Origin of the sequence: Streptomyces sp. YIM 121038, from assembly GCF_006088715.1 — a bacterium.
Classification (GTDB): Bacteria; Actinomycetota; Actinomycetes; order Streptomycetales; family Streptomycetaceae; genus Streptomyces.
Genome location: NZ_CP030771.1, coordinates 7,545,319 through 7,567,674, shown reverse-complemented (window position 1 = coordinate 7,567,674; position 22,356 = coordinate 7,545,319). Strand labels below are relative to the sequence as shown.

Annotated in this window: 24 protein-coding genes; 4 read left to right on the top strand and 20 right to left on the bottom strand. The window is 75.2% G+C overall.

The genetic code is table 11. The features are described 5' to 3' along the window. Nucleotides 1-18 precede the first annotated feature (18 nt). Nucleotides 19-1,647 (bottom strand): ATP-binding cassette domain-containing protein, encoded by a 1,629-nt coding sequence (locus C9F11_RS32480; RefSeq protein ID WP_138962607.1) that lies wholly within the window; start codon nt 1,645-1,647, stop codon nt 19-21. 151 nt (nt 1,648-1,798) lie between these two features. Here C9F11_RS32480 and C9F11_RS32475 point away from each other — a divergent pair, with 151 nt between their 5' ends. Next, on the top strand, nt 1,799-3,286 hold the full coding sequence (locus C9F11_RS32475; RefSeq protein WP_138962606.1) for a bifunctional phosphatase PAP2/diacylglycerol kinase family protein: 1,488 nt from the start codon (nt 1,799-1,801) through the stop codon (nt 3,284-3,286). A 95-nt stretch (nt 3,287-3,381) separates the two neighbouring features. Next, complete coding sequence (locus C9F11_RS32470) at nt 3,382-4,257, top strand: class I SAM-dependent methyltransferase (protein ID WP_249401961.1); 876 nt, start codon at nt 3,382-3,384, stop codon at nt 4,255-4,257. 195 nt (nt 4,258-4,452) lie between these two features. Here C9F11_RS32470 and C9F11_RS32465 read toward each other — a convergent pair whose 3' ends face one another. The 13 genes from C9F11_RS32465 to C9F11_RS32405 form a co-directional block, all read right to left on the bottom strand. Then, nucleotides 4,453-4,716: a gas vesicle protein K gene (locus C9F11_RS32465; RefSeq protein WP_138962605.1), complete on the bottom strand. Its 264-nt coding sequence runs from the start codon at nt 4,714-4,716 to the stop codon at nt 4,453-4,455. Between the two features lie 12 nt (nt 4,717-4,728). Next, on the bottom strand, nt 4,729-4,956 hold the full coding sequence (locus C9F11_RS32460) for a gas vesicle protein (protein WP_138962604.1): 228 nt from the start codon (nt 4,954-4,956) through the stop codon (nt 4,729-4,731). Next, complete coding sequence (locus tag C9F11_RS32455; protein ID WP_138962603.1) at nt 4,953-5,909, bottom strand: GvpL/GvpF family gas vesicle protein; 957 nt, start codon at nt 5,907-5,909, stop codon at nt 4,953-4,955. The genes C9F11_RS32460 and C9F11_RS32455 overlap by 4 nt, the downstream gene beginning before the upstream one ends. Next, nucleotides 5,878-6,252 carry a gas vesicle protein gene (locus C9F11_RS32450; protein WP_138962602.1) on the bottom strand — a complete coding sequence of 125 codons (375 nt, stop codon included), beginning with the start codon at nt 6,250-6,252 and terminating at the stop codon, nt 5,878-5,880. The genes C9F11_RS32455 and C9F11_RS32450 overlap by 32 nt, the downstream gene beginning before the upstream one ends. Next, nucleotides 6,249-7,385, bottom strand: a complete 1,137-nt coding sequence (locus C9F11_RS32445; RefSeq protein WP_138962601.1) for an SRPBCC family protein — start codon at nt 7,383-7,385, stop codon at nt 6,249-6,251. The genes C9F11_RS32450 and C9F11_RS32445 overlap by 4 nt, the downstream gene beginning before the upstream one ends. Continuing rightward, a complete protein-coding gene (locus C9F11_RS32440; RefSeq protein ID WP_138962600.1) occupies nt 7,378-8,037 on the bottom strand; it encodes a DNA primase in 660 nt (219 codons plus the stop codon). The genes C9F11_RS32445 and C9F11_RS32440 overlap by 8 nt, the downstream gene beginning before the upstream one ends. Next, the gene (locus C9F11_RS32435) at nt 8,034-8,327 is read right to left on the bottom strand and encodes a gas vesicle protein GvpG (protein WP_138962599.1); all 294 of its coding nucleotides are present in this window, start codon (nt 8,325-8,327) and stop codon (nt 8,034-8,036) included. Before C9F11_RS32435 ends, C9F11_RS32440 begins: the two co-directional genes overlap by 4 nt. A gap of 9 nt (nt 8,328-8,336) precedes the next feature. Next, a complete protein-coding gene (locus C9F11_RS32430; RefSeq protein ID WP_138962598.1) occupies nt 8,337-9,095 on the bottom strand; it encodes a GvpL/GvpF family gas vesicle protein in 759 nt (252 codons plus the stop codon). After that, nucleotides 9,092-9,526: a gas vesicle structural protein GvpA gene (locus C9F11_RS32425; RefSeq protein ID WP_138962597.1), complete on the bottom strand. Its 435-nt coding sequence runs from the start codon at nt 9,524-9,526 to the stop codon at nt 9,092-9,094. Before C9F11_RS32425 ends, C9F11_RS32430 begins: the two co-directional genes overlap by 4 nt. Nucleotides 9,527-9,610: 84 nt before the next feature. After that, nucleotides 9,611-9,931, bottom strand: a complete 321-nt coding sequence (locus tag C9F11_RS32420; RefSeq protein WP_138962596.1) for a gas vesicle protein — start codon at nt 9,929-9,931, stop codon at nt 9,611-9,613. A 56-nt stretch (nt 9,932-9,987) separates the two neighbouring features. Beyond that, the gene (ligD, locus tag C9F11_RS32415) at nt 9,988-10,926 is read right to left on the bottom strand and encodes a non-homologous end-joining DNA ligase (RefSeq protein ID WP_138962595.1); all 939 of its coding nucleotides are present in this window, start codon (nt 10,924-10,926) and stop codon (nt 9,988-9,990) included. Between the two features lie 13 nt (nt 10,927-10,939). Further along, entirely contained in the window at nt 10,940-12,814 is a 1,875-nt protein-coding gene (locus C9F11_RS32410) for a transketolase (protein WP_138962594.1), read from the bottom strand. 6 nt (nt 12,815-12,820) lie between these two features. Then, nucleotides 12,821-14,218, bottom strand: a complete 1,398-nt coding sequence (locus C9F11_RS32405) for an NAD(P)/FAD-dependent oxidoreductase (RefSeq protein ID WP_138962593.1) — start codon at nt 14,216-14,218, stop codon at nt 12,821-12,823. A gap of 341 nt (nt 14,219-14,559) precedes the next feature. Between C9F11_RS32405 and C9F11_RS32400 the strand changes: the two genes are divergently transcribed. Continuing rightward, entirely contained in the window at nt 14,560-15,096 is a 537-nt protein-coding gene (locus C9F11_RS32400; RefSeq protein WP_138967258.1) for a hypothetical protein, read from the top strand. A 59-nt stretch (nt 15,097-15,155) separates the two neighbouring features. Here the strand turns inward: C9F11_RS32400 and C9F11_RS32395 are convergent, their stop codons facing one another. Further along, entirely contained in the window at nt 15,156-15,725 is a 570-nt protein-coding gene (locus tag C9F11_RS32395) for a phage holin family protein (RefSeq protein WP_138962592.1), read from the bottom strand. Nucleotides 15,726-15,853: 128 nt separating this feature from the next. Between C9F11_RS32395 and C9F11_RS32390 the strand changes: the two genes are divergently transcribed. Beyond that, nucleotides 15,854-16,201 (top strand): VOC family protein, encoded by a 348-nt coding sequence (locus C9F11_RS32390; RefSeq protein ID WP_138962591.1) that lies wholly within the window; start codon nt 15,854-15,856, stop codon nt 16,199-16,201. 45 nt (nt 16,202-16,246) lie between these two features. On the opposite strand, the gene C9F11_RS32385 is transcribed toward C9F11_RS32390, so the two are convergent. The 5 genes from C9F11_RS32385 to C9F11_RS32365 all read right to left on the bottom strand — a co-directional run bounded on the left by C9F11_RS32385 (nt 16,247) and on the right by C9F11_RS32365 (nt 22,057). Further along, on the bottom strand, nt 16,247-18,181 hold the full coding sequence (locus C9F11_RS32385; RefSeq protein WP_138962590.1) for a DUF5107 domain-containing protein: 1,935 nt from the start codon (nt 18,179-18,181) through the stop codon (nt 16,247-16,249). 96 nt (nt 18,182-18,277) lie between these two features. Beyond that, entirely contained in the window at nt 18,278-19,174 is an 897-nt protein-coding gene (locus C9F11_RS32380; protein ID WP_138962589.1) for an arginase family protein, read from the bottom strand. Nucleotides 19,175-19,232: 58 nt separating this feature from the next. Continuing rightward, nucleotides 19,233-19,823 (bottom strand): GNAT family protein, encoded by a 591-nt coding sequence (locus tag C9F11_RS32375; protein WP_138962588.1) that lies wholly within the window; start codon nt 19,821-19,823, stop codon nt 19,233-19,235. 44 nt (nt 19,824-19,867) lie between these two features. Continuing rightward, a complete protein-coding gene (locus C9F11_RS32370; RefSeq protein WP_138962587.1) occupies nt 19,868-20,113 on the bottom strand; it encodes a LapA family protein in 246 nt (81 codons plus the stop codon). 177 nt (nt 20,114-20,290) lie between these two features. Next, nucleotides 20,291-22,057, bottom strand: a complete 1,767-nt coding sequence (locus C9F11_RS32365; protein ID WP_249402252.1) for a CocE/NonD family hydrolase — start codon at nt 22,055-22,057, stop codon at nt 20,291-20,293. Nucleotides 22,058-22,356 lie beyond the last annotated feature (299 nt).

The window sequence follows — 22,356 nt, the reverse complement described above, 5'->3', positions numbered from 1 at the left end:
CCTGCGCTGCCGGCCACGCTACCGCGCGCGCTCGACCCTGCGCTCGTCCCAGACGGGCTCGGAGGTCTCGCGGACCCGGCCGTCGGAGCCGAAGACGAGGAAGCGGTCGAAGGAGCGGGCGAACCAGCGGTCGTGGGTGACCGCGAGCACCGTGCCCTCGTACGCCTCCAGGCCTTCCTGGAGCGCCTCGGCGGACTCCAGGTCCAGGTTGTCCGTGGGCTCGTCGAGCAGCAGGGCGGTGGAGCCCTGGAGTTCGAGGAGGAGGATCTGGAAGCGGGCCTGCTGGCCGCCGGACAGCTTCTCGAAGCGCTGCTCGGCCTGCCCGGTCAGCTCGTAGCGGCGCAGCCGGGACATGGCCGCGCCCCGGTCCTTGGCGTGCTCCCGCCACAGGATGTCGAGGAGGGTGCGGCCCTCCAGCTCGGGGTGGGCGTGCGTCTGCGCGAAGTGTCCCGGCACGACGCGGGCGCCGAGCCGCCACTGGCCGGTGTGCGCGACGGGGCTTTCCGGGTCGCCCGCCAGGAGGCGCAGGAAGTGGGACTTGCCCGAGCCGTTCGACCCGAGCACGGCGACGCGCTCGCCGTAGAACACCTCCAGGTCGAAGGCGTTCATCAGGCCGGTGAGCTCCAGGTCCTTGCAGGTCACGGCGCGCACGCCGGTGCGGCCGCCGTGCAGGCGCATGGTGATGTCCTGCTTGCGGGGCGGCTCGGGCGGCGGCCCGGCCTCCTCGAACTTCCTCAGGCGCGTCTTGGCCGCCTGGTAGCGCGAGGCCATCTCGTCGCTGCGCGAGGCGTACTGCTGCATGTCGAGCACGAGCTTCTTGAGCTGCGCGTGCTTCTCGTCCCAGCGGCGGCGCAGCTCCTCGAAGCGCGCGAAGCGCTCCTGGCGCGCGTCGTGGTACGTGGCGAAGCCACTGCCGTGCACCCACACGTCCGAGCCCGCGGGGCTGGGCTCCACGCTGACGATCCGGTCGGCGGCGCGGGCCAGGAGCTCGCGGTCGTGGCTGACGAACAGGACGGTCTTGCGGGTCTCCTTCAGGCGCTCCTCCAGCCAGCGCTTGCCGGGGACGTCCAGGTAGTTGTCCGGCTCGTCGAGGAGCAGGACCTCGTCGGTGCCGCGCAGCAGCGCCTCCAGGACCAGGCGCTTCTGCTCGCCGCCGGAGAGCGTGCGGACCTCGCGCCACTGCGCCTTCTCGTACGGAACGCCGAGCGCGGCCGTGGTGCAGATGTCCCAGAGCGTCTCCGCCTCGTACCCGCGGGCCTCCGCCCAGTCGGCGAGCGACTGCGCGTACTGGAGCTGGGCCGCCTCGTCGTCGACGGTCAGGATGGCGTGCTCGGCCGTGTCGACGGCTCGGGCGGCCTCGCGGATGCGGGGGTGCGCCACCGAGACGAGCAGGTCGCGCACCGTCGTGTCGTCCCGTACGGACCCGACGAACTGGGGCATGACGCCGAGGCCGCCGCTGACCGTGACCGTGCCGCCGTGCGGGCGCAGCTCGCCCGCGATGAGCTTGAGGAGGGTGGTCTTGCCCGCGCCGTTCGGCCCGACGAGCGCGGCCGACGTGCCCTCGGCGACGCGGAAGGAGACATCTCCGAGCAGCGCCCGGCCGTCCGGGAGGTAGTACTCGATGTGTGCGGCCTCTAGATGTCCCATGGGGCGATTGTCCGTGGGCGGGCTCGCGGGCGGCAAACGGTTTACGGCCCGGCCCGGCGGAGGCCCGCGGGGCGGCCCGCTCTTCGGGGGCCGGGGGTGGGGTCGATCACTCGGCCGTTGGCCGCGGCGTTCCCCGGGTACCCGGGATTCCATGAGTCCTGACGCCGTGCTCCCCCTGCCCCCCGCCCGTGGGCCCAAGGCCCGTCTCACCTCACTGGACTGCCGGGTCTTCACCGCCGTGGCGTCCCGGCACTGGCCCGGGGCCGACCAGGTCCTGCCGCGGCTGAGCCGGGCGGCGAACCACGGCGTGCTGTGGTTCGCCACGGGCGCCGCGCTCGCGGCCACGCGGCACCCCCGGGCCCGGCGCGCCGCCGTGCGCGGGGCGGCCTCGCTCGCGCTCGCGTCCGCGACCATCAACACCCTCGGCAAGCGCTCCGTGCGGCGGGCGCGGCCGCTCCTCGACGACGTGCCCTTGATACGGCGGCTCAAGCGCCAGCCCTTCACCACGTCGTTCCCCTCGGGCCACGCCGCGTCCGCCGCCGCCTTCGCCACGGGCGTGGCCCTGGAGTCGCGGGGCCTCGGCGCGGCCGTCGCGCCGCTCGCCGGTGCCGTCGCCCTGTCGCGGGTGTACACGGGGGTGCACTTCCCGAGCGACGTGCTCGCGGGCGCCGCCCTCGGCGTGGGCGCGGCCTACGCCGTGCGCGGCCTGGTGCCGACCCGGTCCCAGCTGCCGCCGCCGGGCCGCCCGCGCGTGGACGCCCCGGCCCTGCCCGGCGGGCGCGGCCTGGTGGTGGTCGTGAACGAGGGCGCGCGGAGCCCCGAACGGGTGCGCCCGCTGCTCGACGCGCTGCCGCACGCCGAGGTCGTGCGGTGCTCCCCGGACGAGGTGGCCGCCGAGCTCGACAAGGCGGCGGAGCGCGCCCGGGTGCTCGGCGTGTGCGGCGGCGACGGCACCGTCAACACGGCGGCGGCCGCCGCCCTGCGCCACGACGTCCCGCTCGTGGTGGTGCCGGGCGGCACCCTCAACCACTTCGCGCAGGACCTGGGCGCCGAGGACCCGCGCGAGGTGGCCGCCGCGATCGAGGCGGGGAACGCGGTCGCGGTGGACGTGGGCCGGTTCAGCGCGGCCCGGGGCGACGGCTACTTCCTCAACACCTTCAGCCTCGGCGTCTACCCCGAGCTCGTGCGCGAGCGCGAGCGGTGGTCGCCCAAGGTCGGCGGCTGGCCCGCCGGGGTCCTCGCGGCCGCCCACGTGCTGCGCGCGGACCGGCAGCCGCTGCGGGCCGAGTTCCAGGGCACCGAGCGGGCGCTGTGGCTGCTGTTCGCCGGGAACTGCGTGTACAACCGCCTGGGCCTCGCGCCCGCGCGCCGGTTCGACCTGGCCGACGGGCTCCTGGACGTGCGCGTCGTGCACGGCGGCCGCAAGCCCGGCGCCCGGCTGCTCGCGGCCGCCCTGACCTCGCCGGTGGAGCGCTCCCCCGTGCAGACCGCGATCCGCCGCCGGACGCTGCGCGTGGCGGGTCTCGCGCCCGGCACCGTGGTCGCGTACGACGGCGAGATCACGCCGGTCGAGGGCGAGTTGCTGATCGAGAAGCTGCCGGAGGCGCTGACGGTGTACCGCCCCTCGCCGCTGGCGTGAGCGGGACCCCCGCGGGCTGCTTCCCCGCACCCGCGGGGGTCCACATCCTGATACGGGGGTCTCATGATCCGGTACGTTCGGCGTACCGTTCGGACATGACACAGCGCATGCCTCAGCACGCCCCGGCGGACGGGCCGCGCAGCGGCACGGCCGACGCCGCCGGCCCTTCCGACACGGCCGTCTACACACACGGCCACCACGAGTCGGTCCTGCGGTCCCACACCTGGCGCACCGCCGCCAACTCCGCCGCGTACCTCGTCGGTTCGCTCCGGGCGCACATGAAGGTGCTCGACATCGGCTGCGGGCCGGGAACCATCACCGCCGACCTCGCGGCGCTCGTCCCGGACGGGCACGTCACGGGCCTCGACCGGGCCCCGGAGATCCTGGACCTGGCGCGGACGACGGCGGCCGAACGGGGCCTGGCGAACGTGGAGTTCACCGTCGGGGACGTCCACGCCCTGGACTACCCGGACGGCTCCTTCGACGTCGTCCACGCCCATCAGGTGCTCCAGCACGTGGGCGACCCGGTGCGCGCGCTGCGCGAGATGCGCCGCGTCTGCGCGCCCGGCGGCATCGTCGCCGCCCGCGACAGCGACTACGCGGCCATGACGTGGCACCCGCGCACCCCCGGCCTGGACGACTGGCTCGACCTGTACCGGCGCGTGGCCCGCGCCAACGGCGGGGAGCCGGACGCGGGCCGCCTCCTCAAGTCCTGGGCCCTCGCGGCCGGTTTCACCGACGTCACCGCGGGGGCGGGCACCTGGTGCTACAGCACGCCCGAGGAGCGCGCCTGGTGGTCGGGGCTGTGGGCGGACCGGACGGTGGCGTCCTCGTACGCGGACCGCGCGGTCGAGAGCGGGCACGCCGACGCCGAGCGGCTCTCGGCCGTCGCCGAGGCCTGGCGGGAGTGGGGGCGCGCGCCGGACGGGTGGTTCGCGGTGCTGCACGGGGAGGTGCTCTGCCGCCGGTGACCGGGGGTGTGTCCGGGCCCGTCGGGGATACCCGGACGGCAGGAGGTGCACGCCATGGTTTTCCTTCTTCTGGTCCTGCTGCTCTTGCTGTTGCTCGCCTTCCTGCCGCGCGGCACGGGCCCCGGCGCGTCCGGGACGCGGCCGCACTGGTACCGCTGGTAGCGGCCCGGCGACAGCGGCCGCCCCGAGGGCCCGTCACTCCCTCGGCAGCAGCGGCCCCAGCGGCCCGAGGTCCAGGTTCAGGTCCTCGGGCCGCAGTCCGTAGCGCTCGCGCAGCTCGCCCATCCGCTCCTCCAGGAGCATCAGCGTGAGCCCGATCCGCTCCTCCTGGTCCTCCGTCAACTCACCGGTGTCGAAGCGGCGCAGCGCCTGGCGCTCCATGAGCTGGCGCAGCAGCTCCACGACGGTGAGGACGAGCGCGACGAGGTCGCGCTCCACGGTCTGGGGGTCGAGGTCCACGGCGGGCTCCCGTCAGCTCGGCCCGCGCACGGCGGTTCCGCGCTCGGGGTACTCCGGCCAGGGCGACGGCACCGCCGCGCCGACCGTGCTGATCAGCGCCTTCAGGTCGATGCGGACGAGGTCCACGTCCGCGATGCGCAGGGTGAGGTCACCCGCGATGACCACACCGCCCGCGAGCAGCCGGTCGAGGAGGTCGACCAGCGCGATCTCCCGGCCGTACAGGGGCTCGATCGCCGTCATCCGGTCTCGGTGTCCTTCCTCGTGGTCCCGGTCACCCCGGTCACCCCGGTCACCCCGGTCGTCCCGACCGTCCCGGTCGTCTCGGTCATCCCGGTGTCGTCCGCGTCGTCCGCGTCGTCCGTGAAGGAGTACGCCGCCCAAGGGCCCGTCACCTCCACCCGCAGGCCCGGCTGGCTGCCCTCGGTGCGGGCGATCAGCTCCAGGAACTCCTCGGCGTACGAACGGGGCACCAGATAGGCCGCGTTGAGGACGTTCAGGCCGGAGCCCGGGGCGGCGAGGGCCGGGCTCTGCGGCGGGTGCTGCCGGGACGCCGCGGCGGACCGCGCGAGCTCGGCGTGCAGCCGCCGCGCGAACACCTCGGCCCGCGCGGTGGTCTCCTCGCTCGCCGTGCGCTGCTCCCTGCGCCGGCGCAGATAGTCGCGCCCGGAGGCGGGAGCGCCGCGCGGCCGCGACGACCCGGCGGAGGCGACGCCGCCCGCGTCGGGGTGCAGCCACACCTTGACCCCCCACTCGACGTGACCTTCGATGCGGTCGAGGATCCGGCCCAGGCGCGCGCTCTCGCCCTCCAGCATGGCGCGCACGCCGCTGTCGTCCCGGAACACCGTCGCGAGCCGCAGCGGCAGCGGGCAGGTCACGGCGGTGAGCGCGCCGATGACGTGCTGGTGGGCGCGGGCCGTCTCCGACAGCCAGTCCAGGTCCTCCAGATGCGCGCGCAACGGTTCGAGGCCGAAGTCGCGGGCCGGGACGGGGCCGACCACGGCGATCAGGCCCGCGTGGGCCAGCTGCCGGGGCGGTGCGCCGCCGACCCCGGTCAGGTCCGCGTGCAACGGGCCGGACAGGCGCCTGCACACCGCGTAGACGTAGCGCAGCTCGTCGTGCGGTTCGTCGTGCGGTTCGTCGCTCACGCCGTCGATTACGTCGTCACTCGCGTTCGGGTTCACTTCCGCGGTCATGTTCACGCTCACTTTCGCTCTCGGCCGCGGCCTCGCCCCGCGTCAGTTCGAGCCGCTCCAGGCGCTGCTTCAACTCGGCGTTCTCCCGGGCGAGTTCGGACCTGCGCGCCTTGCTGGACAGCGCCGGGTCGTCCTCCCACCAGTCGATGCCCATCTCCTTGGCGCGCTCCACCGAGGCGACGACGAGCCGCAGCTTCACGGTGAGCAGCTCGATGTCGAGCAGGTTGATCCGGATGTCCCCGGCGATGACGACGCCCTTGTCCAGGACGCGCTCCAGGACGTCGGCGAGGTTGGTGCCGCCGCCCTGGCCGTACGAATCGGGCAGTCGGCTCGCGGTCGTCATCGGCGGCTCCGGGCCGCCGCCACGGGTTCGTCCTCGTCGGCCTCGTCCTCGGCCTCGTCCTCGGCGTCCACGTCGGCTTCCTCGGCCGCGTCCTCGGGCTCGCCGTCGTCCTCCTCCTCGTACACGCCGTCCTCGTCCGCGTAGTCCTCGTAGCCGTCGTCGGCGTCGTCCTCGTCGGCCTCGTCGGCCTCGTCGGTCTCCTCCGAGTACGTGTCGTCGTCCTCGTGGTACGCCATGTCCTCGGCGTCCTCCTCGGGCTCCACGTCCTCGGCGTCGGTTTCGGTGTCGGTGTCGTCCTGCGCGGCCGAGCGCAGCGACACATGGCGGGCGAAGTGCTTCAGGTCGAGCCGGGCCCTGCGGCCCTGGGCGCGCCAGAGGTTGCCGGTGCGCTCGAACAGGCCCTTCGGGTAGTACTCGATGACCAGCACCACCCGGGTCAGGCGCTCGCCGAGGGGGTGGAAGCTGACCACGCCCTTCGTGGTGCCCTTGGCGCCCTCCGACGTCCAGGCGAGGCGCTCCTCGGGCACCTGGTCGATGAGGCGTGCCGTCCAGCTCCTGCTGGACCAGAAGACCTTGAGCTTCCAGTGGGACTCGGTCTCGCTCACCTCGGTGGCGTCCCGCACGCCCTTGGTGAACGTGGCGAACTCCTCGTACCGCGTCCACTGCTCGTACGCCTCGCGCACGGGCACGCCGACGTCGACGTGCTCCAGGATGACGGTGGGCTTCTGTCCGCTGCCGCTCTTGCCGCCCTTGCCGCGCGCCTTGTCCAGGGCCCCCTTGAGCGATCCGGTCACGGCGTCCTTCAGGTGGCTGCCGCCCACTTCGACGGCGCTGCGCAACGGGCCCTTGCCGGAGGCCAGTTTGCGGCCGCCGTCCAGGGCGAGGCGGGCGAAGCCCGGACTGCGGCCCTCGGCCACGTCGTTGAGCTTGACGGTGGCGTCGCCGAGCTTGCGTCCGACGCCGACGAGGGCGCGCTCCGCCTGCGCCATGAGGTAGGCCCGCGCCTCGTCCTTCAGGCGGTCGGCGCCGGGGCCGTGCAGGGCGGCGCTCAGGGCACCCCCCGCCCCCTCGCCGTCGCCGGAGCCCGTGGCCCCGCCCGCGGTGTCGCTGATGCGCTCACGCGTGTCAGGCATCGTCGCCTCCCTTCGCGCCGCCGGACTTCCGTGCCGGGCTGCGCTTCGCGGGGGCCCGCTTCGCCGGGCTGCGCTTCGCGGTGTCCCGGCTCTGGGTGCCGCGCGCGGACGGCTTCTTGCGGGGCGCCGGGCTCTTCTTCCGGGCCTGCCCGGACCCCGTGCCGCCGCCGCTCTGGCCACCGGCGGGCCTGGGGGCCTTCTTGGCCGCGGACCGCGCCTTTCTGGTCGCCGTGCCGGTCTTCTGGCGGGGCTCGTCGCGCTCCTCGGACCCGTCGCGACCGTCGCGCTCCTCTGACCCGTCGCGTTCGTCCGGCTCCTCGTCGGCCCCGGGCGCCGCCCCCGCCATCCGGTCCCGTACGTCCAGGGTGCGGTCGTGCAGACGGTCCGCGAAGGACTCCAGGCGCCGGTCGAGCAGCGAGCCGGTCGCGGCCTTGCCGACGCCCCGCAGGTCGTCCTTGAGCTGGCCGCCTATCTCCTTGAACTGCGGGTTGTTCTCCAGTTGGTCGGTCACCGCGCGGGCCAGGGACGCGGGGTTCAGCTTCAGCCTCCTGCCCGCGACCATGGTGCCGACGGCGAAGGCCAGCTTGGCCTTCTTGGTCCGTCCCAGGAGGTACCCCGCGCCTACGCCGAGGCCCACTGCCAAACGGTTCATCGTGTCGCCGTCCTGTTCTCCTCCGGAGCGGCCCGCGGAACGGTCTCCGGAGCCGCTTCCTGCCGGGCGCCGTAGCCGAGCCGCGCCAGCAGCTCGTCCTCACGGCGGTCGAACTCGTCCGCGTCGATCTCGCCCGCCTCCACCAGCTCGGTGAGCCGGGCGAGTTCGGCGCGGATCGCCGAGGGGTCGTAGTACTGCCGCTCCGCCTCCGCGACCACCTGGCGGAGCACCCAGAGGGTGCCCCGGGCCGGGGCCAGGGGCAGCCCGAGCAGTTCACCGACGAGTCCCATGCGCGGGCCTCACCGCGCCCGTGCCGCGTCGTCCGCGGGCTGTGCGGCACCGGGGTCGACGAAGCTGTAGGGGGGCAGCGGGCCGTTCACGCGCACGTCCAGGTGCGGCTGGGTCTTGCGCAGTTCCGCGACGGCGGCCACGAAGCCGTCGGCGGACTCGCGGCGCACCAGGAACGAGTAGTTGGCCAGCCACCCCGTGCCCTCGGGGCCCGTGCTGACGGCCTCCGCGCACGGTTCGAGCGCGCGGCGCACCTGGAGGCCGTCACCGGCCTCGCGGCCCTGCACGGCGGCGGTCAGCTGCTCGCCGAGCCGCAGCTTCTGCTCGTAGGTGCCGCCGCCCGCCTTGCGGTTGGCCTCGGCCATGGCGCGCAGCTCCGGGTTCTCGGCGAGCACCTGGTGCAGCACGGCCTGCTCGTCGTGGGCGGCCTTCACGTTGTACTCGGCCCTGCCCTCCAGGGAGCGCAGCCGCTCCTCGTAGTGGTCGGCCAGCTCGTCGAGGACCTCGACCACGGCCGGGTCGTCCTGCGCGAGGCTGCCGAAGCGCATCGGCAGGACGGGGCCGCCCGCGCCCGCCTCGTCCAGGACGTTCTGGTGGGCGAGCAGATCGCGCCGCTTGGGGCGCAGGTCTTCGGGGCTGTCGCTGACGAGCGCGGCGAGCTTGCCGTGCCTGAGGACGCGCACCGGGCGGGCCGGTTCGCCGATGCCGCCCATGCCCTCCGGCAGCGCCGGGTGGTCGCTGCCGGCGATCCCGTAGATGTACGTGGTCACTCCGTCTCCTCCTTCCGGGACCGTGACGTGCTGCGCCGACGCGGCCGGGCGGCCTCCTCCTCACCGGAGCGGCCGTCCTCGCGCGCCTGCTTGAAGGCGTCCGACACGGTCTGGGCGGCGCCGCTGAGCGCGCCCTTGGACTTGCCGCGCGCACCCGACTCGGTGATCTCGCCGACCAGGTCGGGCAGGCCGGGGCTCTTGTGCGGTCCGGCCTCCAGGTCGAGGCGGTTGCAGGCCTCGGCGAAGCGCAGATAGGTGTCGACGCTGGCGACGACGACGCGCACGTCGATCTTGAGGATCTCGATGCCGACGAGCGAGACGCGTACGAACGCGTCGATCACGAGCCCGCGGTCGAGGATGAGTTCGATGACGTCGTACAGGCCGCTGGTGCCGCCTGCGCCGCCACTCTGCTGTGCTGGGACGACGGTCATGCCGACCTGTCCTCCTTGCCTTGGGTGTTGGCGTCGTGGGTGTTCGGGACGCCCGGAATGGTCGGGCCCTGCCGGGTGTGCCGGTCAGCCGCCCGTGCGGTGCGGGTCCGCGCGGCCGCGCTCGTAGCGGCGCACCCTGCGGTAGGCGGTGAGCTCGCCGCCCGGGTCCAGGCTCACGGCGTAGGTCGCGAGCAGGCTCATGGTGTCCGGCACGCGGGCGAGTTCGAGGACCTCGACCTCCAGCTCCCAGCCGCCGTCGGTGCGTTCGAACGACGAGACGGACTCGGCGGCGAGGCCGGTGAGTTCCGTGAGCTGCTCCCGCGCGTGCCGCAGCACCGAGACGGGGCCGGGCAGGGCGTCGGACTCGGCTGTCGTGTTGTTCTGCTTGCGGGACGTATGCGTCATGGCCACCTCCTGACCCGAGTGACCTGGTGCCGTGGCGGCAAACCTCCGCCCGACTTTCAGCCGCCGCGCAGCGCCCGCAGCTTGCGGCGTGCCGGGCCGAGTGCGCGGGGCGAGCGCAGCAGGCCCGCCCAGGGGTCGCCGCGGGCCTGCTCCACGGCGTCGGCGATGGTCCAGCGGGCCGCGTGCGTGCCGGGGGCGTCGAGCTGCTCCCAGGCGAGCGGCACGGCCACCGGCGCGCCCGGCCTGGCCCGTACCGAGAAGGGCGCGACGGCGGTCTGCGCGTATCCGTTGCGCTGGACGTCGAGGTAGAGCCGCCCGCCCCGGTCCTTCTTGCGGACGGCCGTGGTGAACCGGTGCGGGTGCGCGGCGGCGAGGACCTCGGTGAGCTCCTTGGCGAACGCGCGGACGTCGTCGACGTGGTGGCGGCCGTTGACCGGCACGACCACGTGCAGGCCGCGCGAACCGGTCGTCATCACGGCGGACGGCAGACCCACCTGGTCGAGGAGTTCACCGAGCAGCCCGGCGGCCTCGCGCACCGGGCCGTACGCGCCCTGCGGCGTGCCGTCCCCGGCCGGGTCCAGGTCGAAGACCATGCGGTCGGGCCGGTCGACGCGGCCGACGCGGGACTGCCAGCGGTGCAGGGTGACACAGGCCTGGTCGGCGAGGTAGAGGAGCGTGGCGCTGTCGTCGCACACGGTGTGCGTGACGGTGCCGCCCCGCTTGGGCACCTCGGCGCGGGTGATCCAGCCCGGGTAGTGCTCTGGTGTGTCCTTCTGCAGGAAGCGGGGTCCCGCGACCCCGTCCGGGTGCCGCTCCAGCATCAGGGGGCGGCCGCGCAGATGCGGAAGGATGAAGGGGGCGACGGCCCGGTAGTAGTCGAAGAGGTCCCCCTTGGTGTACGGGGCTGAGCCGGAGCCCTCGGGGATGAACGGCTTCTGGGGCCGGTGGAGTGCGACGGTGCGGCGGCCCGCCCGTACGGTGCGCGTCTCGCTCATGTCCGCTCCCCCCTCATCGCACCACCACGTGTTCCACGAGCAGCCGTACGGCCGCCGCGATCGACTCCGCGTCGATCCCCGCGGCCCGCAGCTGCTCGGCGGGCGAGGCGGACCCCGGCACGCCGGTCACCGCGAGGCGCACCAGGCGCGGCACCGGGCTGCCGTCGCTGAACGCGTCCAGGACGGCGTCGCCGATGCCGCCCTCCTGGCGGTGGTCCTCGACGGTGAGCAGACAGCCCGTCCGCTCGGCGGCCTCGCGCAGCGTGCGCCGGTCCACGGGCTTGACGGAGTACAGGTCGACGACGCGCACCGGGATGCCCTCGCGGTCGAGGAGCACGGCGGCGGCGAGCGCCTCGTGGACGGTCACCCCGGCCGCGACGACCGTGAGCCGGTCGGCGTCGCTCCACCGCAGCACCTTGGACCCGCCGACGGGGAACTCCTCGCCGGGGCCGTAGAGGACCGGCGTCGCACCGCGCGAGGTGCGCAGGTAGCGCACGCCGTCGAGGTCGGCCATGGCGGCGACCAGGCGTGCCGTCTGCGGGGCGTCGCACGGGTACAGGACGGTGGAGCCGGGCACGGCCCGGAACATCGCCAGGTCCTCCAGGCCCATCTGGGACGGGCCGTCCTCGCCGATGGCGACGCCCGCGTGCGAGCCCACCAGGTTGAGGTCGGCGCCGCTGACGGCCGCCATGCGCACGAAGTCGTGGGCGCGGGTCAGGAACGCCGCGAACGTGGACGCGTACGGCACCCAGCCGCGCCGGGCGAGACCCACGGCGGCGGCGACGAGCTGCTGCTCGGCGATGTAGCACTCGAAGTACCGCTCGGGGTGCTCCTTGGCGAAGAGTTCCGCGCGGGTGGAGTCGCCGACCTCGCCGTCGAGGGCGACGACGTCGCCGCGTGCCGTGCCGAGCGCCGCGAGCGCCCGGCCGAAGGCGTCCCGGGTCGCGACCTCCTCGCCCTGCTCGTACCGGGGCAGCTCCAGGTGTCCGCTGCGGGTGGCGCGCAGCACGCGGGCCGCCGGGGGCAGCCGGACGTCCACGCGCAGCCGCCCGGGGCCGCCGAGCTCCGCGACCGCGGCCTCGGCGTCGGGCAGCGGCTTGCCGTGCAGGCCCTCGCGGTCCTCCGCGGACGCGACGCCCTTGCCCTTGACGGTGCGGGCGAGGACGACGGTGGGCTGGCCCGCGGTGGAGCGCGCCTCGTGCAGGGCCCGGTCGACCGCCTCGACGTCGTGCCCGTCGATCGCGACGACGTGCCAGCCGAAGGCCTTCCAGCGGCGCGCGTACGCGTCGAGGTCCCAGGCGTGCCGGGTGGGCCCGCGCTGGCCGAGCCGGTTCACGTCGACGAGCGCGGTGAGGTTGTCCAGGTGCTCGTACGCGGCGTGCTCCGCGGCCTCCCACACGGAGCCCTCGGCCAGTTCGCTGTCGCCGCACAGCACCCAGACCCGGTAGGGGATGCGGTCGAGCCGCTTGCCGGACAGGGCCATGCCGACGCCGACGGCGAGCCCCTGCCCCAGCGAGCCGGTGGCGACCTCGACCCACGGCAGGCGGCGGGGCGTCGGGTGTCCTTCGAGGCGGCTGCCCCGGGTGCGGAAGGTGAGCAGTTCCTCGTCGCCGAGGGCGCCCGCCGCCTTGTACGCGGCGTACAGGAGCGGCGACGCGTGGCCCTTGGAGAGGATGAACCGGTCGTTGCCGGGGTGGTCGGGGCGCTGGAAGTCGTACTGGAGGTGGCGGGCGAGGAGCACCGCCATCAGGTCGGCCGCGGACAGGGACGAGGTGGGGTGCCCGGATCCGGCGGCGGCCGCGGCGCGCACGGAGTCGACGCGCAGCTGCCGCGCGAGCTCCCGGAGGTGGTCCGGCCCGTGGCCGCCGCGCGGGGTGGTCTCGGTCATGGTCGCTCACTCCTCGGGCTTGGACGCGGACTCGGAATCGGGCTCGGCCCCGGGCCTGTTCTCCCGGTCGGGGGTACGTTCGGCGGGCCCGCCGGGCACCCGGGCCAGCTCCGGCGACGACGTGTCGAGCGGCACCGACCACGACCGGACGAGGCCCAGCTGTACGCCCTGGCGGGGCAGCGCCGCGTCCAGGAGCCAGTCGGCGGCGACGCGCACGCGGTTGCCGGGCATCGCGGCCAGGTGGTAGCCGCGGGTGACGGCCCCGGCGAGCGGCCCGGACAGCGGGACGCCGAGCGGGTTGGCGGCGCCCTTGACGCCGCCGAGGTCGACGGTGAAGCCGAGGTCGTGGTGGCGGTAGGGGGCGCGGCGGCCGATGCCGAGCGAGGCGGCCACGTTGCGGCCCGCGGCCTTGCCCTGCCGCCAGGCGTGCTGGGCGGTCATGGCCGTGAACCGCCCCGGCTCGGCGAGGTCGGGCACGGCCGCCGCGTCGCCGCAGGCGAACACCTCGGGGTGGCCCGGCACGTTCAGGAACGGGTCGACGAGGAGCCGCCCGCGCTCCAGCGGCGTGCCGACCCCGGCGACGAGCGGGTCGGGGCGCACGCCGACGCACCACACGAGGGTGCGCGTGTCGACCGTGTCGCCGTCGTCGAGGAGCACGCCCCGGTGCGTGGCCTCCTTCACGGAGGTGCCCGTGCGGACCTCCACGCCGCGCCCGCGCAGGACGCGGTCGGCGGTCGTGGACAGCCGCCGGTCCAGCTCCGGCAGGACGCGCGGCGCGATGTCCAGGAGCAGCCAGCGGGGTTCGATCCCGGCGCGCAGCGGCTGACCGCGCACCAGGGACCGGGTGAACAGCTGCCCGTGCGCGGCGACCTCGACGCCGGTGTAGCCCGCGCCGACGACGACGAAGGTGCAGCGCGCCCGGCACGTCGCGGCGTCGGGCGCGGCGGCGGCGAGCTCGATCTGCCGGGTCACGTGGTCGCGCAGGTACAGCGCCTCCGGCAGGCCCCGGAAGCCGTGCGCGTGCTCGGCGACGCCGGGGACGGGCAGCAGCTTGTTGACGCTGCCGACGGCCAGGACCAGCCGGTCGTAGGTCAGCTCACCGCGCTCGCCCTCCGGTCCGGTGTAGCCCACGGCCCGGCGCTCCAGGTCGATTCCGTCGGCCTCGCCGAGGACGAGCCGGACGTGCTTGAGGGTGCCCGAGAGCGACACGGTGACGCGGCGCGGTTCGAGGACGCCCGCGGCCACCTGGGGCAGCAGGGGCAGGTAGAGGAAGTAGTCGGTGGGGTTGAGCAGGGTGACGTCGACCCGGCGACGGGCGAGGCGCGCGAGGGTCCGCGCGGCCTGGAACCCGGCGAAGCCGGCGCCGACGACCACGACGTGCTGGCGGTGGGATTCACGGCTCACGTAGCGCCTCCGGTGGAGTGCGGTACGGCATCCGTACGGTGTCCGCGCACGGATGCCTCTGGGCTGCCGGTGCGGGCGCCGGTGCGCGTGCTCCCGCACGGACCTCCCAGGTGCCCGTGGCCGCCGCGGTGAAACGGAATATCCGGTGGCGGGCGCCGGACGGCGTTGCGACGCTCGCGGTCATGGATGCGCTGAGGCAAGCACGGTCGGAGCGGGAAGCACGGTCGGGGCGGGAAGCGCCGTCGCGGCGGCAGGCGCCGTCGGGGCGGCAGGCGCCGTCGGGGCGGCAGGCGCCGTCGGGGCGGGAAGCACGACCGGCGCGGGAGGCACCGCCGGAGGTCCTGCTCATCGGTGGCCGCTCCGGGGCGGGCAAGTCGTCCGTGGGCTGGGAGGTGGCGGCGCGGCTGCGGGCCGCCGACGTCGGTCACGCCCTGATCGAGGGCGACGTACTGGACACGGTGCACCCCGCGCCGCCGGACGACCCGGACCGCTCGCGGCTCACCAGCCGCAACCTGGCGGCGCTGTGGGCCAACTACGCGGCCCTGGGCTGCCGTCGGCTCGTGTACACGAACACGGCGGCCGTGCTCGGCAGCGAGGAGTGGATCTTCACCGAGGCCCTCGGCTCCCCGCGGCTCACCCGCGTCCTGCTCACGGCGACGGACGAGACGGCCGCGCGGCGCCTGACGGTACGGGAGCAGGGCTCGGAGCTGGCCCGTCAGCTGCGCCGCAGCGCGTACATGGCTCGGCGCTTGGAGGCGCACGTCCCCGTCGGCACCCATCGGGTCCCGACGGACGGCCGCACCGTGGGCGAGGTGGCTCTGGCGGTCCTACGGGCGACGGGCTGGCTGCCGGGGGCGGTGGGCGAGGACGGGCCGTAGGCGGTCCGCGCGAGACAGCGGTCGCACCGCCCGCCCGGTACGCGCGCCGTCGCCGAGCCTCACCGCGACCGCGGGCTCGCGCTCGGCGACTCGGGGACGACGGGCGGCGCGGTGGCGTCCGGCGGGCTCGACGGGACCGCGGGGAAGTCGGCGGTGCCCGGGGCGCCGCGCGGGGTCGGGGGCACGGCGGCCGCGGGGGTTTCGGCGGCCGCGCGGGCCGGGGTGCCCGTGCCGGGCCGGGAGCGGCCGGGCCGCGCCGCGTTGCGCAGGACCACGGCCACCGCCGCGAGCAGCACGGTGACGATCAGGCCCGCCGCCCAGCCGGGCAGGCCGACGGCGACGGCCAGGCCGAGGGTGAGCGCGGCGGCCGCGCCCGCGTACAGCGCGGCGACTCCGGCCGCCGCGTACAGGGAGGCCCTGCGGCGCTGCTCGCGCGCCGCGTCGGCGAGTTGGCTCGGCAGTTCCGTGCGTACCGCCTCCCGCAGGGACGCGCGTACCGCCTCGTGGACGACCTGCGCCAGCGCGTCGCTCAGCGCCGTCTCCGGGGACGCGAGGCCGGTCGCCTTCTGCCCCGGAGCGCTCGTCGAGGAACGGCCGAAAGGTCGGTGTGGATGGTCCGATGCAGTCATGGCCGCCGGGTACCCCGCGGTCGCGGCGCGTAACGGCCCCTGCCCCGGCCCCGGGGCGCCCCGGGCCGCGCGCGCGAGGTCCGCCGAATGGATCTCGTGTCCCGGCCGGGCCAACTAGGCTCGTTCGTATGGAAATCCTGGGAACCGTGCTGCGTGTCTGTGTGAACGACCTGGAGGCGTCCGTCTCCTTCTACGAGCGCCTTACGGGCAGCACAGCGATGCGGTTCGAGCGCGGCGGCGTGTCCGTCGCGTCGGTCGGGTGCTTCCTGCTGATGAGCGGGCCCGAACACGAGCTGGAGATCCTCCGCAAGGTCACGGCGACGATCGCCGTGAAGGACGTCGACGAGGCCCACGCCACCCTCACCGCCTCCGGGGCCCGCATCATCGCGGGCCCCGTCCCCACCCCCGCGGGCCGCAACCTGATCGCGATGCACCCGGACGGCACGGTCTTCGAGTACGTCGACCGCAACGCGTAGCCCCTCGCGCGGCTGTGGGCCCGGCCCACAGCCGCCCCGCACGGCTCAGGCCCCGCCGGGCTCCGCGGCCGGGGTCATGCGGAAGTCGTAGCACGGCGGCACCGGCACCCCCGGCGCCACCGTCGCCCACAGCTCCCCCAGCCCCTCGTCCCCCTCCCGCAGGTCCGCCACCTCGAACCCCTCGTCGAGCACCGCCCGCGCCCCGGCCGGGTCGCCCTCCGCGAGCAGCAGCCTGACCTCCAGGAGCCGGAAGCGCCCGAGCCCCCGCACGGCGGGGCCCAGCCGGTCCCAGACGCCGCGCGCGGCCTCCGCCCGCCCCACCGCGAGGAGCGCCTCGATCGCCTCACGTCCGAGCGCGCCCAGGGCCTCGGACTCCCCGAGCCCGGCGAAGGCCTCCGCGTAGCGGTCCGCGGCCCGCTCCCCGTGCCCCGCCTCCAGGTCGGCCACCGCCAGGCACCGCAGCAGCGGCCAGCGCGCCGCGGCCGCGGCCCGTTCGAGCCCGCGCTCCCAGCTGCGCACCGCCTGCGCCCGGTCCCCGGCGTGCCACTGCGCGACCCCGAGGTGGTACTCGGCGTGCGGCCGCGCGGGCGCCGTCTCCAGCATGTCCCGCCAGTGCCGGGCGACGAGCGTGGGCCCGGGCGCCCCGGCCCCGGACGGCTCCGGCACCGCCCCGGACCGCAGGAGTTCGAGCCACGGCTCCTGCTCGGGCCCCAGCGTGGCCTGGTCGAACGGCGTGCCCGGCAGCTTGAACTCGCCCCGCAGCACTTCGAGCGCGCCCCAGCCGGACCCGACGGCGAGGGTCTCCCCCGGCTCGTCGTCGGCGTACGGCCGCCACCGCTCGTACGCCGCGTCCACCGCCGACGGCGGCAGCGCCTCCGCGAGCCGCTCCTCGGCCGCGGCACGGGCCGCCGCCCAGTCGTCCCCGTGCGCCACGTCCGCGGGGAGCGACAGCGGACCGTACGACTCCAGCCACGCGACCTCGCTCTCCGCGTCGAGCCGCACGTGCTCCAGCTGCGTGCGCGCGAGCCCCGCCTGGATCTCCGCGTACCCGCCGGTGTCCGGGCCCGTCAGCCACTCCTGCCAGCGCCGGCCGCCGCCGCCCGCGCCCCACCGGAACAGCTTGCGCCCGCGCAGCGCGGCCGTGGACGTCTGCACGAGCCCGTGCCCGTCGGCGTCGAGCGCCGCGATCCAGCGGCGCGCGCCGTCCGGCACGTCGTAGAAGTAGTCGGCGGCGTACGGGCCGTGCGGCTCGGGCACCGGTACCCGGGCGAGGGCGCGCGTGTAGTCGTAGCGCCAGGCCTCGGCGGCGGGCGCGAGCACCCGGCGCTCCTCGGGCACGGCGGTGTTGGACCACCAGTAGACGGGCACGGGCTTCTCGTGCGGATTGCGGATCCGCACGCCCACGTGCAGGAAGTCGGAGTCCTCCGGCAGCCACAGGTCCACCTGGAAGGGCACGTCGCGCAGCCGCTCCCACTCCCACAGGCGCAGCATCGGACCGCCGTCGGGCGCGGTCACGACGGCGGCGTGCAGCGGCGCGCAGGACAGCGTGGTGTGCCCGGTGGCGCCGATGTTCCACTCGATGCCGCCCGCGTACCAGGCGCCGTTCAGCGCGAAGCACGCGGGCTGGAACACCGGGTTCCGGTACAGCAGTTCCCGCCCGGTCGGCTTGTGCACGAGCGAGTGCACGCGGCCGCCGAGGCCGGGCAGGACGGTGGCGCGCAGCCGCTCGTTCTCCAGGACGAGCACGTCGAACGAGGCGGGCGCGCGCCGTCGGCCGTAGCCGTCGCGCAGCGGCGCGGGAAGGACCGAGCGCAGCGGCTCGTACCCGAGTTGCCGCGCCATGTCGCGCGGCAGGCCCTGCCGCGCGCGGTCGTCGACCCGGTGCGGCTCGCGCGGCAGCCGCAGCGGCGGCAGCGGGTTGTCCGGCCCCAACTCGGCGGCGGGCAGGGTCAGTACGTCGCGTCGCACGGTCGTCGCCACGGCGGTCTCCTCAGGTCATCGGGTCGGTGACCATGGAACACGCTGAACGCCGCCCCCACCAGGGGCCCTGCCCGGTTCCGCCGGCGCCGGGAGCGATCACGGCTGCGCGAAGGCGGCCACCACGACGTCGGTGAGCACGTCGCCCGCCGTGCCCTCGGGGTCCAGGTCCGGGTCGTAGATGGTGACGTTGAGCCCGACGCAGCGCGGCGAGCGGACCAAGGGGCGCAGCAGCGCGAGGAGTTCGTCGGGGTGCAGGCCGTCCTCGTCGGGGCTGTCGACGGCGGGCATCACGGACGGGTCGAGCACATCGGCGTCCAGGTGCACCCAGAAGCCGTCCAGGGACGTGTGTTCCAGGGCGACGACGGCCGAGCGGGCCACGTCGGCCGCGCCCCACTGGCGCAGCTCGCCGACGGTCACGGTCGGGATCTTCAGCTCGCCCAGCTCGGCGCGGTCCTCGTCGCCGTCGCGCATGCCGAAGATCCGTACGTCCTCGTCCCGCAGATAGGGCCGCAGGCCTTCGAGGTCGGTGAGGTCGTCCTGGCCGCGCCCGGTGGCGAGCGCCAGCTCCTCGCCCCCCGCCGCGCCGATCCGGTCGGAGTTGCCCGGGTGCCGGAAGTCGGCGGAGGCGTCGAGCGCGGCGAGGCCGTAGCGCCCCGTGCGGCGCAGCGCGAGGGACGCGCCGAGCTGGATGGAGCAGTCGCCGCCGAGGACGACGGGCAGCTCACCTGCGCGCAGATGGCGCTCGATGCGGTCCGCGAGCCGGGGCGTGTACGCGGCGATGGCCGCCGCGTTGAACACGCCGTCGCCCTCCTGCCAGTCGCCCCGGTCGTAGCGCGGCGGTACGACGACGCCGCCCTCCAGGGCGCCGAGGCGGCGCACGATGCCGCGCTCGCGCAGCGCCCCGGCGAGTTTGTAGCAGCCGGGCACGGTGCCCGGCGCGGGCGGGCGCAGACCCAGGTTGGAGGGGGCGTCGATGACCACGATGTTCCGCATGCGGTCCATCCTCCGGGACGCGGGCCACCGCCTTCAATGGCCGCGTCCGTGGCCGCCGTCACTCCTCGCGGGGCCCGGTGGCGGCCGGGCGGCCGCCGGTTGCCGCGGCCCGCATCCCGGCGGTCAGGGCCCACCGCTGGTGGTCGCGCCACGCCCCGTCGATGAACAGGAAGTCCGGCGAGAAGCCCTCAAGACGGAAGCCCAGACGGCGGGCGAGCGCGATCGACGCGCCGTTGCCCGGCTGCACGTTGATCTCCAGACGGTGCAGGCGCAGCTCGCCGAACGCGCGGTCCACGACGAGCCCGAGCGCCTCCCGCATCAGGCCGCGCCCGGCGGCGTGCGCGAACACGCCGTAGCCGAGCGCCCCGCAGCGGAAGCCGCCCCGGACGATGTTGTTGATGTTGATGAACCCGGCGAGCGCGCCCGACTCCCGCTCGCAGACGAGGAACCCGGCCCTGGCCGGGTCCTCGACGAGCGTGCGCGCGTACGCCGCGTAGGCCTCCTCGGTGGTGGGCGGGAACAGCCAGGGCCGGTGCAGCTCCTGGCTCTCCCGCGCCCGTGCCGTGAACTCGGCCCCGTCCGCGGCGGTGAAGGGGCGTATGCCCGTGCGGGGGCCTTCGGCGAGGTGGCGGCGGCTCGGCTGGCGCATCCGCCCCACGTTACCGGGACGGCCCGCTCACTTGCGGCGGCGGATCACTTGCGGCGGCGGACGAAGTAGGCCCCGCACACGGCCCCGATCACCGCCGTGCCGAACAGCGCCATCCACAGCGGCATGGTCACTTCGGGGATCAGCAGCCGGATCTTGGTGCTGCGGGTGTTCTCGAAGATGAAGACGAGGGTGAGCAGGGCGATGACGGCGACGGTGATCCTGCCGGGCGTCATCAGCCCGGCCACGCCGCCCTTCGAGGGACTCTTGGAGCCGCCCGTGGAACTGCTCATGGCGGGACCCTTCCGTAATCCGTCGCAGCGCCGGCCGCTGCCCGTCCCGTCAGGATGGGCAGCGGCGGCGACGGGCGCACGGCAGATGACGCGGGCGGGTGGGGCCCGTGGGCCGAACGGGTGACGACGGCCAGGGCCTGTCCGACGGGACGCCGCGCCCGGCCCGCCGGACAGGCCCTAGGCCTTGCCCGGCCCGCCGGACGTGCCCTGGACCACGGGCAGCCGCAGCACCCCCGTGTCGCCGGGCGCGCTGGTCACCGTCACCGGCTTCACCCCGCGGTTCCCGCCGTACGCGCCGTCGCTGGCCGCGATCACGAACCGCAGCCGGTGCCCCCGTTCGTACCGGTGCACGATGCCCGGAAGGCGGACCGTGAACGTCTCGCGCACGTCCGGCACCCGCACCGGCGCCACCAGGCGGTGCACCAGCGTCTGCGCGCCGTCCGGCGCCACGTCGTACAGCTTCGCGAACAGCACCAGCTTGTCGGCGGCGTCGGCGGAGCCCTGCGCCCGCTCGGCGCGGGGCGATGCCACCCTCAGCGTCGCCTCGGGCGCCCCCACCACGTCGACGGACCGCCGCAGGGGCTCGGTGGTCCAGCCGAGGTAGGTGCCCTTGGTGTCGTACGGCGCGAGGTCGGGCAGGCCCGCCATCCTGGCGGCCGAGCTCTCCGAGTGGCTGGTGGGCAGCGGCCGGTTGCGGTACGTCCGGCTGCCGGGCGTCACCCGCGCGCGGTCGCCGACGAGCCTGCCGTCCCCGGAGAGGTACAGCTCCCGCCCGGGCTCCGGGACGTGCGACGCGGTGGCGTAGGTGCGGCCCGGGTCCTTGATCCAGTCGCGGTAGTAGGCGAAGTCGGGCCCGGTGTCGGCGCTCTCGTCGTGGCGCAGATAGCGGTCGAACCACGCCAGGACGCGACGGCCGACGTACGTCGACTCCAGGTCGCCCTTGCCCAGGTCGAGCTCGCCCGGGGCGGGGCCGCCCATGCCGCCGCTGTGCCCCCAGGACTGCCAGATCATCTTCGCCGTGGTGCCGCGGTCCTTGAGCGCGCGGTACGTCGCCTCCGCCTCGTTCAGGTTGAACAGCGTGTCGGCCTGGCCCTGCACGAGCAGCGTCGGTGCCTCGACCCGGTGCAGGTACGACGCCGGTGACACGCTGCGGGCGTACGCCAGGAGCCGCCGCGTCCTGCCGTCCGGGTAGCGGCCGGAGTTGAGCGTGCGGATGAGCTCGCAGGCGCGGGTGACGAAGTGCAGACAGTCCAGGGAGTTGATCCGGGACGGGTCGAGGTTCGGCGCGACGAGGGGCTGGCCCTCGCCCATGAGGTAGAAGCCGTTCATCCACTGCCACTTGACGGCGCCGGGCACCTCGCGGCCCGCGGCCGTCCCCTCGACGGCGTTGTTCGGGTTGAGGGAGTAGCCGAGGTCGTGCCAGGTGATGAGCGGGACGAGCGCGTCCACGCGGTGGTCGTCGGCCGCCGTGGCGAGCTGGATCGCGCCGCCGTACGACGCGCCGACCATGCCGACGCGCGGGTCGCCCGCGGCGTCCGCGACGACGTAGTCGGCCCTGGTGCCGTCGTCGGCGGCCCGCTCACCGGCGAGGAAGTCCACGAGCCCCGAGGCGGCCCGGCCGTCGATCCCGGGGTCGTCGAGCGAGATCGGACAGCCGGACTTGCCGAAGCCGAGCCCGGAGTAGACGAGGCCGACGTAGCCGCGCTCGGCCATGGCCCTGCCGATGGCGGCCGTGGCGCCGTCGGACTTGCTGCCGCCGAAGCCGTGGGTGGCGAGCACGGCGGGCGCGGGATGCGCCCGGTCCACCCCGCGCGGGCGGTACAGATCGGCGTCGACGGCGCAGCGCCGCTCCCCCGCCCGCACCGTGAACGTGAGCGGGGTGACGGTGAACCGGCCGCCCCGCTCCCCCGCGCCGGACGCGGGCGCGGGCACGGCGACGAGCAGGGGCGCGGCGAGCGCGGTGGCGGCGACCAGCGCGAGCGGCGTCCTCGCTCTCGCCGGGCCGCCCCCGGCGGACGCGGCGCCGGGACGCGGCGGGGCCGTGCGGAACGGCGACACGGCATGGCGGAACTGAGACAGGCGGAACAAGAGGGCCTCCACGGTGTGGGCGTGGCGACCACCGCCCGGCAGACACCGGTCCGCGCTCCTGCTGAGGCACGCGTCATGCGGGGGCAACGCCCGTGGCACTGGATTCTTGACGGAGATTCAGCGGACGGGCCGTGCGCCACACGTGACAGCACACG

Excerpts from the sequence above, each read along its gene's own strand:
- C9F11_RS32445 (WP_138962601.1), bottom strand. The coding sequence starts at position 7,385 with ATGCCTGACACGCGTGAGCGCATCAGCGACACCGCGGGCGGGGCCACG.
- C9F11_RS32410 (WP_138962594.1), bottom strand. The coding sequence starts at position 12,814 with ATGACCGAGACCACCCCGCGCGGCGGCCACGGGCCGGACCACCTCCGG.
- C9F11_RS32470 (WP_249401961.1), top strand. The coding sequence starts at position 3,382 with ATGACACAGCGCATGCCTCAGCACGCCCCGGCGGACGGGCCGCGCAGC.
- C9F11_RS32475 (WP_138962606.1), top strand. The coding sequence starts at position 1,799 with ATGAGTCCTGACGCCGTGCTCCCCCTGCCCCCCGCCCGTGGGCCCAAG.
- C9F11_RS32375 (WP_138962588.1), bottom strand. The coding sequence starts at position 19,823 with ATGCGCCAGCCGAGCCGCCGCCACCTCGCCGAAGGCCCCCGCACGGGC.
- C9F11_RS32460 (WP_138962604.1), bottom strand. The coding sequence starts at position 4,956 with ATGACGGCGATCGAGCCCCTGTACGGCCGGGAGATCGCGCTGGTCGAC.
- C9F11_RS32380 (WP_138962589.1), bottom strand. The coding sequence starts at position 19,174 with ATGCGGAACATCGTGGTCATCGACGCCCCCTCCAACCTGGGTCTGCGC.
- C9F11_RS32440 (WP_138962600.1), bottom strand. The coding sequence starts at position 8,037 with ATGAACCGTTTGGCAGTGGGCCTCGGCGTAGGCGCGGGGTACCTCCTG.
- C9F11_RS32480 (WP_138962607.1), bottom strand. The coding sequence starts at position 1,647 with ATGGGACATCTAGAGGCCGCACACATCGAGTACTACCTCCCGGACGGC.
- C9F11_RS32450 (WP_138962602.1), bottom strand. The coding sequence starts at position 6,252 with ATGACGACCGCGAGCCGACTGCCCGATTCGTACGGCCAGGGCGGCGGC.
- C9F11_RS32395 (WP_138962592.1), bottom strand. The coding sequence starts at position 15,725 with ATGACTGCATCGGACCATCCACACCGACCTTTCGGCCGTTCCTCGACG.
- C9F11_RS32425 (WP_138962597.1), bottom strand. The coding sequence starts at position 9,526 with ATGACCGTCGTCCCAGCACAGCAGAGTGGCGGCGCAGGCGGCACCAGC.
- C9F11_RS32435 (WP_138962599.1), bottom strand. The coding sequence starts at position 8,327 with ATGGGACTCGTCGGTGAACTGCTCGGGCTGCCCCTGGCCCCGGCCCGG.
- C9F11_RS32390 (WP_138962591.1), top strand. The coding sequence starts at position 15,854 with ATGGAAATCCTGGGAACCGTGCTGCGTGTCTGTGTGAACGACCTGGAG.
- ligD (WP_138962595.1), bottom strand. The coding sequence starts at position 10,926 with ATGAGCGAGACGCGCACCGTACGGGCGGGCCGCCGCACCGTCGCACTC.
- C9F11_RS32420 (WP_138962596.1), bottom strand. The coding sequence starts at position 9,931 with ATGACGCATACGTCCCGCAAGCAGAACAACACGACAGCCGAGTCCGAC.
- C9F11_RS32370 (WP_138962587.1), bottom strand. The coding sequence starts at position 20,113 with ATGAGCAGTTCCACGGGCGGCTCCAAGAGTCCCTCGAAGGGCGGCGTG.
- C9F11_RS32455 (WP_138962603.1), bottom strand. The coding sequence starts at position 5,909 with ATGACCGCGGAAGTGAACCCGAACGCGAGTGACGACGTAATCGACGGC.